Annotated in this window: 15 protein-coding genes; 11 read left to right on the forward strand and 4 right to left on the reverse strand. The window is 43.8% G+C overall.

The window, feature by feature from the left end; genetic code table 11:
- Positions 1–5: 5 nt before the first annotated feature.
- The 6 genes from GZN30_RS05645 (at position 6) to ttcA (ending at position 6,288) form a co-directional block, all read left to right on the forward strand.
- Positions 6–2,378 carry a heavy metal translocating P-type ATPase gene (locus GZN30_RS05645; protein ID WP_075647950.1) on the forward strand — a complete coding sequence of 791 codons (2,373 nt, stop codon included), beginning with the start codon at positions 6–8 and terminating at the stop codon, positions 2,376–2,378.
- Positions 2,379–2,380: 2 nt separating this feature from the next.
- Positions 2,381–2,542, forward strand: a complete 162-nt coding sequence (ccoS, locus tag GZN30_RS05650) for a cbb3-type cytochrome oxidase assembly protein CcoS (RefSeq protein WP_075647949.1) — start codon at positions 2,381–2,383, stop codon at positions 2,540–2,542.
- Positions 2,539–3,210, forward strand: a complete 672-nt coding sequence (locus GZN30_RS05655) for a sulfite exporter TauE/SafE family protein (protein ID WP_075647948.1) — start codon at positions 2,539–2,541, stop codon at positions 3,208–3,210. Before ccoS ends, GZN30_RS05655 begins: the two co-directional genes overlap by 4 nt.
- 91 nt (positions 3,211–3,301) lie before the next feature.
- A complete protein-coding gene (locus GZN30_RS05660; protein ID WP_075647947.1) occupies positions 3,302–4,048 on the forward strand; it encodes an FNR family transcription factor in 747 nt (248 codons plus the stop codon).
- A gap of 185 nt (positions 4,049–4,233) precedes the next feature.
- Entirely contained in the window at positions 4,234–5,181 is a 948-nt protein-coding gene (gene uspE, locus GZN30_RS05665; RefSeq protein ID WP_075647946.1) for a universal stress protein UspE, read from the forward strand.
- A gap of 174 nt (positions 5,182–5,355) precedes the next feature.
- Positions 5,356–6,288 carry a tRNA 2-thiocytidine(32) synthetase TtcA gene (gene ttcA, locus GZN30_RS05670; RefSeq protein ID WP_075647945.1) on the forward strand — a complete coding sequence of 311 codons (933 nt, stop codon included), beginning with the start codon at positions 5,356–5,358 and terminating at the stop codon, positions 6,286–6,288.
- Positions 6,289–6,365: 77 nt separating this feature from the next.
- On the opposite strand, the gene GZN30_RS05675 is transcribed toward ttcA, so the two are convergent.
- From GZN30_RS05675 to GZN30_RS05685, 3 genes are read right to left on the reverse strand one after another with little or no spacing between them, the layout of a single operon-like run.
- The gene (locus GZN30_RS05675) at positions 6,366–7,025 is read right to left on the reverse strand and encodes a DUF2987 domain-containing protein (protein ID WP_075647944.1); all 660 of its coding nucleotides are present in this window, start codon (positions 7,023–7,025) and stop codon (positions 6,366–6,368) included.
- Positions 7,025–7,852 (reverse strand): glucosaminidase domain-containing protein, encoded by an 828-nt coding sequence (locus GZN30_RS05680; protein ID WP_075647943.1) that lies wholly within the window; start codon positions 7,850–7,852, stop codon positions 7,025–7,027. The genes GZN30_RS05675 and GZN30_RS05680 overlap by 1 nt, the downstream gene beginning before the upstream one ends.
- Complete coding sequence (locus GZN30_RS05685; RefSeq protein WP_075647968.1) at positions 7,845–8,642, reverse strand: hypothetical protein; 798 nt, start codon at positions 8,640–8,642, stop codon at positions 7,845–7,847. Before GZN30_RS05685 ends, GZN30_RS05680 begins: the two co-directional genes overlap by 8 nt.
- A gap of 458 nt (positions 8,643–9,100) precedes the next feature.
- On the opposite strand from GZN30_RS05685, the gene potA reads away from it, so the two are divergent.
- The 5 genes from potA (at position 9,101) to GZN30_RS05710 (ending at position 14,201) form a co-directional block, all read left to right on the forward strand.
- Entirely contained in the window at positions 9,101–10,231 is a 1,131-nt protein-coding gene (potA, locus tag GZN30_RS05690) for a spermidine/putrescine ABC transporter ATP-binding protein PotA (protein WP_075647967.1), read from the forward strand.
- The gene (gene potB / locus GZN30_RS05695) at positions 10,215–11,072 is read left to right on the forward strand and encodes a spermidine/putrescine ABC transporter permease PotB (protein ID WP_171972050.1); all 858 of its coding nucleotides are present in this window, start codon (positions 10,215–10,217) and stop codon (positions 11,070–11,072) included. Before potA ends, potB begins: the two co-directional genes overlap by 17 nt.
- Positions 11,072–11,842, forward strand: a complete 771-nt coding sequence (gene potC / locus GZN30_RS05700) for a spermidine/putrescine ABC transporter permease PotC (protein ID WP_075647941.1) — start codon at positions 11,072–11,074, stop codon at positions 11,840–11,842. Before potB ends, potC begins: the two co-directional genes overlap by 1 nt.
- 105 nt (positions 11,843–11,947) lie before the next feature.
- Complete coding sequence (locus tag GZN30_RS05705; protein WP_075647940.1) at positions 11,948–12,982, forward strand: extracellular solute-binding protein; 1,035 nt, start codon at positions 11,948–11,950, stop codon at positions 12,980–12,982.
- A 184-nt stretch (positions 12,983–13,166) separates the two neighbouring features.
- A complete protein-coding gene (locus GZN30_RS05710; RefSeq protein WP_075647939.1) occupies positions 13,167–14,201 on the forward strand; it encodes an extracellular solute-binding protein in 1,035 nt (344 codons plus the stop codon).
- Positions 14,202–14,274: 73 nt separating this feature from the next.
- On the opposite strand, the gene cobB is transcribed toward GZN30_RS05710, so the two are convergent.
- Entirely contained in the window at positions 14,275–15,006 is a 732-nt protein-coding gene (gene cobB / locus GZN30_RS05715) for a Sir2 family NAD+-dependent deacetylase (protein WP_075647938.1), read from the reverse strand.
- Between the last annotated feature and the right edge of the window lie 12 nt (positions 15,007–15,018).

Here is a 15,018-nt window from a genome sequence, read left to right on the forward strand (position 1 = left end):
GTATTATGTGTAAAGCGTGTTATCACTGTGGTGAAGATGTACCAGTCGACACGGACTTTAAAGTAGAAATCTTGGGAGATATCCGCGATATGTGTTGCCCTGGTTGTGAGACCGTGGCGCAAACCATCGTAGATAGTGGTTTGGTATCGTATTATCAATACCGAACGGCTCCAGCAGAAAAAGCGGAGCTTGTGCCTGAGCAACTACAAGCTCTGATTCATTACGACAACCAAGAAGTACAAAATGAGTTTGTCAGAAACAGTGATGAACTCTCAGAGGTGACATTGTCACTAGATGGTATTTCCTGTGCCGCTTGTGCTTGGTTGATTGAGAAGCAACTCTCCCATACCGATGGCGTAGTCCGAATTCGTGTAAATACCGCCACCAACCGTGCTTTGCTCTCTTGGAACAATACCAAAACCAAACTCAGTGAATTGTTATCGATTATTCATCGTCTAGGTTACAAGGCAGCCCCGTTTGAAGCGGATCAGCAAGAGGCGGCTTATCACCAAGCGATGAAACAGTACCTCTATCGTTTAGGTATTGCAGGTCTTGCAACCATGCAAGTGATGATGCTTGCGGTAGCGCTCTATTTAGAAGTGTTCGGCGACTTAGATACGGAGTTTAAAAACTACTTTCGTTGGGTGAGCCTAATCTTCGCTACACCTGTCATGCTCTATTCTGCACTGCCTTTCTATATCAATGCTTGGCGTAGTTTAAAAAGCCGTACATTAGGCATGGATGTACCTGTCTCTATCGCGATGATCTTTGCTTACGTTGCCAGTATGGTGGCGACGATTACCGAACAAGGTGAAGTTTTCTTCGAATCAATTTCGATGTTCGCCTTTTTCCTTTTGGTGGGTCGTTTTCTTGAAATGCGAGCGAGACGCAAAGCGGCCGCAGCCAGTGGCAATTTGCTTAAATTGATCCCCGCGATGGCAACCACCCTCGAAGGTGAGCAAGTGCCGGTTAAATCTCTGAACGTTGGCGATCAAGTTCGCGTGTTACCGGGTGAACATATTCCAGCGGATGGTGTAATTGTTGAAGGGCGCATTCACATTGATGAATCAATGTTAACCGGTGAGTCCGTACCAGTAGTGAAGCAATTGGGCGATACGGTTTTCGCTGGCACGCTTAATGGTGAAGAATCGTTTGTTTTAGAAGTACGCTCTTCCAAAGCGGATTCAATGATCTCTAATATTGTACGTCTGCAAGATGAAGCTCAGCTTTCAAAGCCTAAAATCGCCGAGATTGCCGATATTGTTGCGCGCTACTTCGTTGCCGCAATCCTGATTATCGCCGCTGCAACTTGGTTCTACTGGCAGCAACATCAACCTGAAGATGCTTTTTGGATTATGCTGGCGGTACTGGTTGCGACGTGTCCATGTGCCCTATCTCTAGCCACACCAACAGCGTTGACCTGCGCAACTTCGCGTATGGGCAACTTTGGGATTCTACTGCGCAAAAGCCATGTTTTTGAAACTTTGTGTAAGGTCAATCACCTCATTGTTGATAAAACGGGTACGTTAACTCATGGCGATATCGTGATTAGCGATGTATCGCTGTTTAGCGATATTGATAGAGATCTTGCTCTTAAACTGGCGGCTTCTTTGGAAGCGCATGCAAACCATCCGTTAGCAAGAGCATTTCGCCCCTACCATGACGTCGAAGTTGTGGTCGATGAGATTGAAAATGCCATTGGTTCGGGAATCTCTGGGCGTTACCAAGGACAGCAAATTAAAATTGGCAGTGCGGGATTTGTTCTGTCCGATACCAGCGTGGCTCAGGCTAACGCTATTTACCTATCTTTAGCTAACAAACATATTGCTACGTTTATCTATCAAGATCCAATTCGCAAAGAAGCGAAGACGTTTATTCAGCAATTCCAACAAGCCGGTGTACGTGTCACTTTGCTTACTGGTGATTCGAAGCAAAATGCTGAGTTAGTAGCTAAGCAAATCGGTATTGATGATGTGATTGCTGAAGCCAAGCCGCAAGATAAGTTGCAATACTTAAAATCTGGCGACAAGAACGACATTACCATGATGATTGGCGACGGCATTAACGATGCGCCAACTCTTGCTGGTGCGCACCTTTCTGTCGCAATGGGCGGTGGCACAGACGTCGCGAAAGCTTCTGCCGACATGGTACTGCTTGGTGATAATTTAGACCGAATTTTAAAAGCTCGTGAGCTAGCGCTTAAAACACGAAGAATTATTGCCGAAAACCTCGCTTGGTCGTTAGGCTATAACCTGTTAATTCTTCCATTAGCTGTTGCTGGCCTCGTTGCACCGTACTTTGCAGTGGTTGGCATGTCAGCAAGTTCAATCATAGTGGTATCAAACTCACTTAGATTGCTTAAGGAACAAGGTAAGTAATCATGGAAAGCCTCTATATATTAATCCCCATTGCAATTGTTCTAGTTTGTGTCGCGGTCGGCATCTTCCTTTGGGCAGTAAAAAGCGAGCAGTTTGAAGATCTCGAGCGTCAGGGGCACAACATCTTGTTTGATGAAGATGAGCAGGATAACCAACGTAAATGAACGCAGATTTTGTGGCCGCATTTTTTATCGGGTTGGTTGGCGCTGGGCACTGTGTAGGTATGTGCGGTGGGGTCGCCTCGTTACTCTCTATGGGCAAGTCGAATCCATCCGCTTTAATCCCTCTTTATTACAATGTTGGGCGGATACTCAGCTACGCATTAATAGGCGGAGTGGTCGGTGGTGCCGTTTCGACTGTTACCGACGTCGCAAATTTGAATCATAGTTTTGCCTGGCTGCGATTGATTGCCGCGCTGTTTATGGTGTTACTTGCCTGTTACATTGCGCGTTGGTGGCAAGGATTATTAGCGGTAGAAAAGTTGGGGCAATCACTGTGGAAATTCATTTCTCCAGCAGGAAAAAAACTACTGCCACTTAAGAATCCACTGCATGCAATTCCCTTTGGCTTTATTTGGGGTTGGCTACCCTGTGGTCTTGTCTATTCAACGCTTACATGGGCGGTGGTTTCAGGTAGTAGTCTCAACGGCGCTTTAATCATGATGGCATTTGGACTTGGGACTTTACCGGCGATGGTGGCGGTTGGCTATGGTTCGCAGTATTTACATAAGTTGCAACAATCTACGGTTTTTAGAAACATCGCAGCGGTTCTAATCTTAGCTTACGGCATTTATACAGCCTATGGATCACTGAAAATATTAACGCTAGGTTGATAGATTACTGTTTTTAAGCACCTTTTTTCACTACCTTTTATAATTCAGCGGTGGTAAAATATTGATGTATATCAAATAGTGAAAGGTTGTTATGATTTCTGAAAAGCCTGCAAAACGCATTCAGTCGGGTGGTTGTGCTATACATTGTCAAGATTGCAGCATTAGCCAGCTTTGCATTCCATTTACGCTAAATGAGTCTGAGCTGGACCAACTTGACCAAATCATTGAACGTAAGAAACCAATTCAAAAAGGCCAAGAACTATTTAAGGCTGGTGATGAGTTGAAGTCTCTGTACGCGATTCGTTCAGGCACCATCAAGAGCTACACTATTACCGAACAAGGTGACGAACAGATTACAGCGTTCCACTTAGCCGGTGATTTAGTGGGCTTTGATGCAATTACTGATGATAGCCATCCTAGCTTTGCTCAAGCCCTTGAAACATCTATGGTTTGTGAAATCCCATATGAAATCTTAGATGATCTTTCAGGCAAGATGCCTAAACTTCGCCAACAAATCATGCGTTTGATGAGTAACGAAATCAAAGGCGACCAAGAAATGATCTTGTTACTTTCTAAGAAGAACGCTGAAGAACGCCTAGCCGCATTTCTATACAACCTTTCTACGCGCTTCTCTCAGCGTGGCTTTAGTCCACGTGAATTCCGTCTAACCATGACGCGTGGAGATATTGGTAACTACTTGGGGCTAACGGTTGAAACCATCAGCCGCCTATTGGGTCGTTTCCAAAAGTCAGAAATTTTAAGCGTTAAAGGTAAGTACATCACCATTATCGACCATGATGCTTTGAAACAGTTAGCGGGCGTTTCAACAGAATCTTAATAACTTCAATGATGTAGCTCTTTAATGAGCTACATCATACTTTCCTCTCCTTTCCAGCATATTTTGCTAAAAAAACTCATCGAACTGCGCTAAAGTGAAGTCATACCCAAGTATTTTCAAACTGATTGGGTAGCTGTCGGCCGGTTGACTTAGGTTTAGGTCACCTCTTCACTAAGGAGTTAACAATGAGTATTTATAATAACATCCTAGTAGTAGCCAATATTAATAGCGACGAGCAACCTGCCCTTGCACGCGCTATGCAGTTAGCTGCCAAAAGCCGCTCACGCAGTCACATTACGTTTTTTCTCTCTATATATGATTTCTCATATGATATGACCTCTATGCTCTCTGTGGATGAGCGTAACGCCATGCGTAAGGGTGTCATTCATCAACGTGAACAGTGGATGCGAACCGTAGCTGAGCCCTACATTAATGATTCAGTTGATTTCGACGTCGTCGTTGTCTGGCATAACCGTCCATACGAAGCCGTGATTGCTCAGGTGTTTGCAGGCGAGCACGATATCGTGATTAAAGGCACACGTAAGCATGATGTCTTAGAGTCAGTCATTTTCACCCCGACTGATTGGCACTTATTGCGTAAATGCCCTGCTCCTGTTTTATTGGTTAAGAACTCGGATTGGCCTGAGAATGCAAGTATCCTTGCCTCAGTTCATGTTGGTTCTGAAAACGAAACCCATCAAACCTTAAATGATTCGATGGTCGACCAACTGAATAGCTTGTCAGAGCGTCTAGGCGCTCGCCCATATCTGGTCAACGCTTATCCAGTCACGCCTGCTAATATCACTATTGAGCTGCCTGAGTTTGATCCTACAACTTACACTGACGCAGTACGTGGTCATCACTTAACGGCGATGAAAGCGTTGCGTCAAAAGCATGGTTACGATGAAGATCAAACCATCGTTGAGCAAGGTTTGCCGGAAGATATTATTCCGGAAGCGGCCGAAAAACTGAATGCGGCAATGGTCATTATCGGTACCACTGGTCGTACGGGTTTGTCAGCGGTGTTTATTGGTAACACTGCAGAGCACGTTATCGATAAGATCAACTGCGATATCATGGCATTAAAACCTGAAGGCTATATCAGCCCATTAGACCCTTCTACCGCGATCTGATAACGTTTAGTAACAATCCCCTCGCTATCGAGGGGATTTTTCTGTCCAACGGCCAAAACCACTAGCTTCTCGTTGATTTATCCGTATCATACGCCCTTCGTACTTTTCTTAAGGCATTTATGACCTTATTTGAGTATCGATGTGTTTTAAGATTACAGATAAGACTGCGAACTAATGACCGAGCAAACTCAAGAGCTGACTAAAGCTCAACAATATAATTTCAACAAACTTCAAAAGCGCATCCGCCGCAACACTGGCCAAGCGATCCAAGACTTCAACATGATTGAAGATGGCGACCGCATTATGGTTTGTCTATCTGGCGGTAAAGACAGCTTTACTATGTTGGATATACTGATGAGCCTGCAAAAGAGCGCGCCAATTTCGTTCTCTCTAGTAGCGGTAAACCTAGACCAGAAACAACCAGGTTTCCCGGGTCATATCTTACCTGAATACCTTGAATCAATCGGTGTTGAGTACAAGGTTGTAGAAGAAGACACGTACTCAATCGTGCAAGACAAGATCCCTGAGGGCAAAACGACTTGTTCTCTATGTTCACGTCTGCGCCGTGGTATTTTGTACCGCACAGCAAAAGAGCTTGGTGCAACTAAGATTGCTTTAGGTCACCACCGTGACGATATCCTAGAAACATTGTTCCTGAACATGTTCCACGGCGGCAAGATGAAAGGTATGCCACCTAAGCTGGTTTCAGACAACGGTGAACACGTGGTAATTCGCCCACTCGCGTACTGTCGTGAGAAAGACATCATCAAGTATGCTGATATGCGTGAATACCCTATCATCCCTTGTAATCTATGTGGTTCTCAGCCAAATCTACAACGTCAAAACATTAAGCAGATGCTAAACGATTGGGACAAGCGTTTCCCTGGTCGTATCGAGAGCATGTTCCGCGCGATGCAAAACGTGGTACCTAGCCACCTAGCTGACTTTGAACTTTTCGATTTCAAATCGATTAACCGTGATTCAGGCGTGATCAACGGTGGTGATATCGGTTTTGATAAAGAAGAGATCCCAGCGCAAAACTTCGTTGATGAAGATATCGTGCAAGAGTTTGACCCTAGCCTGAAGCTAGATGTAACAAACTTATAAGTTGTCTTACGCAACACGTTATTAAAGAAAAAGGTCGCTGATGCGACCTTTTTTACGTTTACGTAAATTGGTGAGTATTACTTTGCCTTAGGCAAATAAGGCAGGACTCTCGCTGTTGGTTCGGGTAACTTCATTGAGCCACCCTCACCGATTTCACTTAACGCGATTTGAACTTTGCCATTTACAATTGGCTTAGTGGTGCCATTTGAGAAAGTGATATTAGAATTTAGCTCGTTGGCAAACTCTAGCGTCACCCCTTCAACATCCGGCGTAAACCAACTCGCAAACATGCCGCCAAGCTCAACTAGAATTGCCTGCATTTGAGGCAGTAACGATTTCACTTCGTCGTAGTTAACTTGATCTGAAAATGGCTCTTTGGTCATCACGACCATTGAGAAATCGCAGCGCATATCCTGCGGAGTGTCGACAAACACTAAAGGGTTAGCCGATTTTAAGTTGTCATCAAGTGGTACCATAACCTCTTGATAATCCGATATCTTAAGCTCTTCGTAATGTTCTTCTTTTTCCATCCAAGCTTTTTCGATATTGCAAAGCTTCTTGGTATCCGCGTTAACGAAGAAAAAGCCAACTTTCACATCATCGTGCCCTTCATTGGCATTCTTTTTCATATGTGAATAGAGCTTGGAATAAGTGAACATGTATTCTTGGGCTTGGCTAGGTAAAGCAACAGCGCCCAAAAGCGCTGTTGTTAAAAGTGTGAGCGTTACTTTTTTCATCAATTCGTTTGATCGTTATAATTTGTCCAGAACTTGTCATTATGTCTGATCATCGTCTGTAAGTCCTTGACGTACGCCTCACCTCGCTCAGAATACTTGAGCAATCCGTTGGTTAAAGCAATCGCTGCTTTTGTATCGATTAGGCTTTCACCATCGTTTTGACGGTCAAAACGTATTGCGCGAAGGTCGAAATAAGCTTTATTGCGGTTTACGTTCATAAAATAACGGTGAATCGACTCTTGTACCGAATCAAACTTTGCCACTTCGTGAAAAGAACCCTCGTTACGCTGTAACGGGACAAGACCGCAGCCTTCGGTGTAACACCACTGCCCAAAGTAGTTATTACCTTTGGTCGCAAACCGAGATGTTCCCCAGGCTGACTCATTTGCGGCTTGAGTCATCACCAATGCCTCTGGCAACACGTTAACCCGATGCAGCATTTTATCTAACCAAGCTTCAGTAACGCCTTCTATCGTAAATTCAACGTCATATAGCTTACCTAAGCGTTGCGCATAACTCTTATCTTCACCAGTTAATTTATTAGCGTGATAGTTGCTCGCAATGCGCACTAGGCGCGCTCGCTCTTTTTGTACCCGTTGGTTCTCAAGCTCGACACCGGGTCTCAAATAGTCGAAAAACGCTTTCTTTTTGAGATTTACATCTTCAAAGCCAGCGAAGTCCGGCGCCGCACCAACCGCTTGACCGATAAATACGACATTATTGGTTGAAGATTGTTCTTCGTCTTTAGGTTGAAATTCAAAGTTGTACCAACCAAAAACAGCCACTGCAAGAGTGGCTGTTAGGGCGAAAAAATCAATTTTACGCATTAAACACCTGCGGGTTATGGTCATCGTCATCTTTAGGTTTATCTGACGCGACAATTTTCAGCTTAATACCGAACATATTTCGGTAAATAATGCCTTTTACATGGAAGAAAAACGGCAGAACGAAGATTAATCCGATACCGTAGAACATCGCCCCAGCAATAAACATAATCATTAGCATGATGTAGATACCTGATAGGACGAAGATTTTTTTGTTGACTGCACGAAGTGACAACAACAGCGATTGCATTGGCGGCACTTGTTTTTCACAAATCAACAAAATGGAGTTGCTGAATGCGAGTGACAAGTACATAGACAAAAACGGTAATAACATTCCCGCTACGCCTTGTAGCATCAAACTAAACAACGTCGCTAGAATGACAGGGATTGTATATTGCAAACCTTTCATAATATGACGCGGCTTGGTCGTAAGACCGGCTGAATGGCTCATCGCCATCAGACAGATACCCGCGTAAATCGGCGCACTGATCACTTCGTAACTGAAGTTTGCTATATATATCGCTTGTACAATTGACGGATTGAATGCTTCTGGATCCGTAATCGCATCAAAAATCATCGATGGATCGCCAAGTTGTAGTTTAAGCGCGATATAGAAAACCCCGACTTGAACAAACATAAGCATGATGATAGCTGGCGAAAATGACAGGAAGTTTTTCACAGTCTGTGCCCATGCTTCTCTAAAAACATCCCCTGCTTTCAGCTCATAGTTACCGGAGACCGCACGTTCAATACTTCCACCTAGGTTAAAGTCTTTTTCTATATCATTACTCATTATCAAATCCGGCTTAAAATTACGATTTAGCATTATTGTACCTGAGTAGAACATCGCTCTCAGATACATGGCATTAAAAATACCGTGAATGTCCCTCTATAGGCAATCTTAACGCTGTAAGTAAAAATTGCGACTTCGCGCATTATACTTAAAGCCTCTCAAGACTCACATGGAATCTACTTTGCTCGCTTGCTTTCTTGTTCGTTTGGTTGATAATTAACCAGCATAGTTATAAATCATCAAGGGTTTACGTTGAAATTGATGCATTTAACTTCCAAGTATAGAAGCACGCAACTTCCGTAAAAACAGTATGGTAAAGAATCTTTACTTTTACCTGCGAAAAATTTTCTATTCTGAAGAAAGAAAATGCTTTGAATTCACACTATTGGTGATTATCATGCGCGGCTCTAATTGTGTAACTGCGGGTCATTTACGATTTTGAGCTTAGAATGACCAATGTGGGAGAAAAACAGACGTTGAATAAACAAACAGCAGAGCAACCAGTTATCCGTTTAACTGGGATTAGTAAGAGTTTCGATGGCAAGGAAATCATCGGTAATCTTAACCTTGATGTTAACCACGGTGAATTTTTAACAATTCTAGGTCCATCAGGTTGTGGTAAAACCACCGTTCTTAGGATGATTGCAGGTTTTGAAACCGCTGATAATGGTAGCATTATCCTTGACGGTCAAAACGTCACTCAGGTTCCTGCTGAGCAGCGCCATGTAAATACTGTATTCCAAAGTTACGCCCTATTCCCTCATATGACCGTGTTTGAAAACGTGGCATTTGGTCTGCGCATGCAGAAAGTGGCAGAAGCTGAAATCGAGCCTCGTGTAATGGAAGCATTGCGCATGGTTCGCCTTGAGAAAATGGCTCAGCGTAAGCCACACCAACTTTCAGGTGGTCAACAACAACGTATCGCGATTGCGCGTGCCGTAGTTAACAAACCTAAAGTTCTACTATTAGACGAATCTCTGTCTGCACTTGATTACAAACTGCGCAAGCAGATGCAAATCGAGCTGAAACAGCTACAGCGTCAACTAGGTATCACCTTTATCTTCGTAACACACGACCAAGAAGAAGCACTGTCTATGTCTGACCGCATTATCGTTATGCGTGAAGGTGTGATCGAGCAAGATGGTTCACCACGTGAAATCTACGAAGAGCCAAAGAACCTGTTCGTTGCTCGCTTTATCGGTGAAATCAACGTATTCAACACAACGATGCTTGAGCGTCTAGATGAGAAGCGTATCCGCGCATCAATCGAAGGTGTTGAGTCAGTAGTTTACTACGATCAAGAAGCAAACCCAGGCGATAAACTTCAAGTACTACTTCGCCCAGAAGACTTGCGTATCGAAGAGATCAAAGAGTCTGAACAACGCGGAATTGTAGGTCACGTTGTAGAACGTACTTACAAGGGCATGACTCTTGATTCAGTTATCGAACTTGAATCAGGCATGCGCGTAATGGTAAGTGAGTTCTTCAACGAAGACGATCCAGATGTGGATCACTCTCTTGGCCAAAAGGTTGCTATTACTTGGGTTGAAAGCTGGGAGGTTGTACTAAATGATGAGCAAGAAGATTAGTCTTCAGAACGCTATCATCGCTCTGATTGTTGGCTGGCTAACACTGTTTGTGTTAGTTCCAAACCTAATGATCATCGGTACCAGCTTTCTGACTCGTGACGAAGCAAACCTTATCGAAATGACGTTTACTTTCGATAACTACCTTCGCTTAATGGATCCGCTATACGCAAAAGTGCTGATGCACTCTTTTTACATGGCGATCGTTGCGACGGTACTGTGTTTGATTATCGGTTACCCATTTGCTTACATCGTAGCGAAAATGCCAGAGAAATGGCGTCCGTTCATGTTGTTTTTAGTGATTGTTCCTTTTTGGACTAACTCACTGATTCGTACTTACGGTTTGAAAATCGTATTGGGTACACAAGGCATCTTGAACAAATCGCTAATGGCGATGGAAATCATCGATAAGCCACTTCGCCTTATGTATACCGAAACAGCGGTTATGATTGGTCTTGTATACATCCTACTACCATTTATGATTCTGCCGCTTTACAGCGCAATCGAGAAGTTAGACGGTACATACATTGAAGCGGCAAAAGACTTGGGCGCAAATAAGTTCCAGACTTTTACTCGTGTGATTTTACCGTTAACTATGCCAGGTATCATCGGTGGCTGTCTGCTGGTTCTACTTCCAGCACTCGGTATGTTCTACATATCTGACCTTCTAGGTGGAGCGAAGAACCTACTAATCGGTAACGTGATCAAGAGCCAAGTGCTTAACGCGCGTGACTGGCCATTTGGTGCAGCAACCAGTATTGCCCTCACCTTTGCGATGGCTGTGATGTTATACGCCTACTACAGAGCAGGTAAACTATTGAACAAGAAAGTGGAGCTAGACTAATGGGACGTACAGTTAGATTTAGCTTTATGACGCTCGTGTATGCGTTTCTATACCTTCCTATCATCGTTCTAATCGTTAACTCGTTTAACGACAACCGCTTTGGTATGAAATGGGGTGGCTTTACCACCAAATGGTATGAAACGCTAATCAATAATGACAGCCTAATGCAAGCAGCATGGCACTCATTGAACGTTGCAGTGTTTTCAGCAACAGCTGCTACACTTATTGGTAGCTTAACGGCTGTTGCCCTATTCCGTTACTCATTTAAGGGTAAAGGTCTAGTAAACGGTATGCTTTTCGTCGTTATGATGTCACCAGATATCGTAATGGCGATCTCGCTATTGGCACTGTTCCTTGTGATGGGTGCGCAGCTTGGATTCCTGACTCTGTTGGTAGCACATATTACTTTCTGTCTCCCGTTTGTAGTGGTTTCTGTATATAGCCGTTTAAATGGTTTCGATGTGAAAATGTTGGAAGCGGCAAAAGACCTAGGTGCAAGTGAATGGGTGATTCTAAAGCAGATCATTCTTCCTCTGGCTAAGCCAGCAGTTGCAGCAGGTTGGTTGCTAAGCTTTACGTTGTCACTGGATGACGTAATCATCAGTTCATTTGTAACTGGTCCAACATACGAAATTTTGCCATTGAAGATTTACTCAATGGTCAAAGTGGGCATCTCTCCAGAGGTGAATGCCCTAGCGACAGTCATGTTGATTATTTCTTTAGCTCTTGTAGTAACTTCACAGTTGCTTGCAAGGGAGAAAGTGAAGTAGAATCGCGGACTTTTCACGAAACAGAATGGCAAAGCCATTCTGTTTTACTTTAAAACGCTCAGTTATTTGTGTTCTGAGCAACGTTTGGTTTGGAGACTAACGTCGATGAAAAAATGGGCTACTCTATTAGCTGGTAGTGCATGTGCGCTTTCTCTGTTCTCTGGTTCAGTGGCAGCGGACGAAAACAAAGAATTGGTATTTATGAACTGGGGTCCTTACATTAACAGTAATATCCTAGAACAATTTACCGAAGAAACAGGCATCAAAGTAATCTACTCAACTTATGAGTCGAACGAAACTTTGTATGCAAAGCTAAAAACTCATAACCAAGGTTACGATCTAGTTGTACCTTCTACGTACTTCGTAGCGAAGATGCGTGATGAGGGTATGCTACAGAAGATTGATAAGTCAAAACTGACTAACTTCAAGAACCTAGATGTAAACTACCTAGACAAACCATTCGATCCAAACAACGACTACTCTATTCCACACGTTGTTGCGATCACGGGTCTAGCGGTTAACACTGATATGTACGATCCAAACGACTTCCAAAGCTGGGCTGACCTATGGAAACCTGAGCTTGAAGGTCAAGTAATGCTAATGGACGACACTCGTGAAGTGTTCCACATTGCACTACGTAAACTAGGTTACTCTGGTAACTCTACGGATCCAAAACAAATTGACGAAGCATACGCTGAACTACAAAAGCTAATGCCTAACGTTCTAGTATTCAACTCTGATAACCCAGGTGCTCCATACATGTCTGGTGAAGTTGGCGTTGGTATGCTTTGGAACGGCTCTGCAGCTGCAGCGCAAAAAGAAGGTCTACCTCTTAAACTTGTATTCCCTAAAGAAGGCGGTATCGGTTGGGTAGATAACTTTGCAATCTCTTCTGGCGCGAAAAACGTAGAAGCGGCTCATAAGATGATCGACTTCCTACTACGCCCTGAAATCGCAGAGCAAATTTCTGGTGACACTGGTTACCTAACAGCGGTTAAAGCATCTAACGACAAGTTCAAAGATGTTGCGCCACTGTTCCCATCACAAGAAGATCTTGACCGCGTTGAATGGCAAGACTCTGTTGGTGATTTGACTGTTAAGTACGAAGATTACTTCCTAAAGCTTAAAGCAGGTCAATAAACCGCTTGATAGCAATCAAAAAAGGCAGCATTCGCTGCCTTTTTTATTTGGGGACTGATATAATCGCGTGCTGCTAGATTATTCACAATCTAGTCATAATCACTTTTATACTTTTATATGCTGACTCAGGGAATGTTATCAGGATTGGTAATGTGCTGAATTGGTGAGATAAAACGGAAATATAATGAAAAGTAAATTCTATGCAGGCGCACTATGCGCAGCTGGCCTATTCGCTTCTCCTGCGATGGCTGCTGATCAAGAACTGTATTTCTACAACTGGTCGGAATACATCCCTAACGAAGTTCTTGAAGACTTTACAAAAGAAACTGGCATCAAAGTTATCTACTCAACGTACGAATCTAACGAGAGCATGTACGCGAAGTTGAAAACTCAAGGTGACGGTTACGATTTGGTAGTACCGTCTACTTACTTTGTATCTAAGATGCGCAAAGAAGGCATGCTCCAAAAGATTGATAAGTCGAAATTGTCACACTTTGCTGATCTGGATCCAAACTACCTAAACAAGCCTTTTGATCCAAACAACAACTTCTCTATCCCTTACATCTGGGGTGCGACGGGTATTGGTATCAACTCTGAAATGCTGCCTAAAGACACAGTGAAGAACTGGTCTGATTTTTGGGACAGCAAGTGGGCTGGTCAGCTAATGCTGATGGATGATTCTCGCGAAGTATTCCATATCGCATTATCTAAACTAGGTTACTCACCTAATACAACTAACCCAGCTGAAATTGAAGCAGCATATGAAGAGCTGAAAAAGCTAATGCCAAACGTATTGGTATTCAACTCAGACTTCCCTGCTAACCCATACCTTGCTGGTGAAGTATCGCTAGGCATGCTTTGGAATGGTTCTGCTTACATGGCTCGCCAAGAAGGTGCTCAGATCGATATCATCTGGCCTGAAAAAGGTGCGATTTTCTGGATGGACAGCTTAGCAATTCCAGCAGGCGCGAAAAACGTAGAAGCGGCTCACGAGATGATCGACTTCCTACTACGCCCAGAAAACGCAGCGAAGATTGCACTAGAGATTGGTTACCCTACTCCAGTGAAAACGGCTCTAGAGCTACTGCCAAAAGAATTTGCTAACGATCCAAATATCTTCCCTCCACAAGAGATTATGGATAGCGGTGAATGGCAAGATGAAGTGGGTGAAGCAAGCGTGCTTTACGACGAGTACTTCCAAAAGCTAAAAGTACGATAATTTATCTTACTTACTAGAATTGAAGAGCGGCTACCTAGGTAGCCGCTTTTGTTTTGCACACTTAACGCAAAGGTTAAGCGGATTTAACCTTTTTTACCGCGAGAATCTCATCAACTAACTTCGCCACTTCTACGCTCGCTTTCCCATAGCGCTTCTCTTTAAACTCGCTCTCTACTGCGCTTGGCTCAAGGTTGATTTCAATCGTGTGTGCGCCGTGCATACGGGCATCATGTACAAAGCCTGCTGCTGGATAAACCACTCCTGATGTACCGATAGAGACAAATAGGTCCGCTTTTTCAATCGCCGCATAAATATCGCCCATGCGCAGTGGCATTTCACCAAACCAAACAATATGAGGTCTCATCTGGGCAGGCATTTGACAGCAATGACACAATTCGCCTGTTTGGATATCTTCGTTGTGATCGATCACTTGGTTGGATTCGCTACAACGCGCTTTAAGTAGCTCCCCGTGCATGTGAATGACATTTTCGCTACCACCACGCTCATGCAGATTGTCGATGTTTTGCGTAATGATAGTCACGGTACCGTTTAGCTCTTGCTCCAAGCGCCCTAACGCGTTATGCGCGGCGTTAGGCTTGATAGACTCATCTTGCAGCTTTCTACGACGTTGATTGTAGAAGTCTTGTACTAAATCAGGATTACGCGCAAAACCTTCCGGTGTCGCCACATCTTCTATGCGGTGGTTTTCCCAAAGTCCATCTTGGGTACGAAAAGTTTGAATCCCCGATTCAGCCGAGATACCAGCGCCTGTCAGTATGACTACATTTCTATAAGGGAAATCCATACACCAATCCTT

The sequence above is a fragment of the Vibrio ponticus genome (genome assembly GCF_009938225.1).
Classification (GTDB): Bacteria; Pseudomonadota; Gammaproteobacteria; order Enterobacterales; family Vibrionaceae; genus Vibrio; species Vibrio ponticus.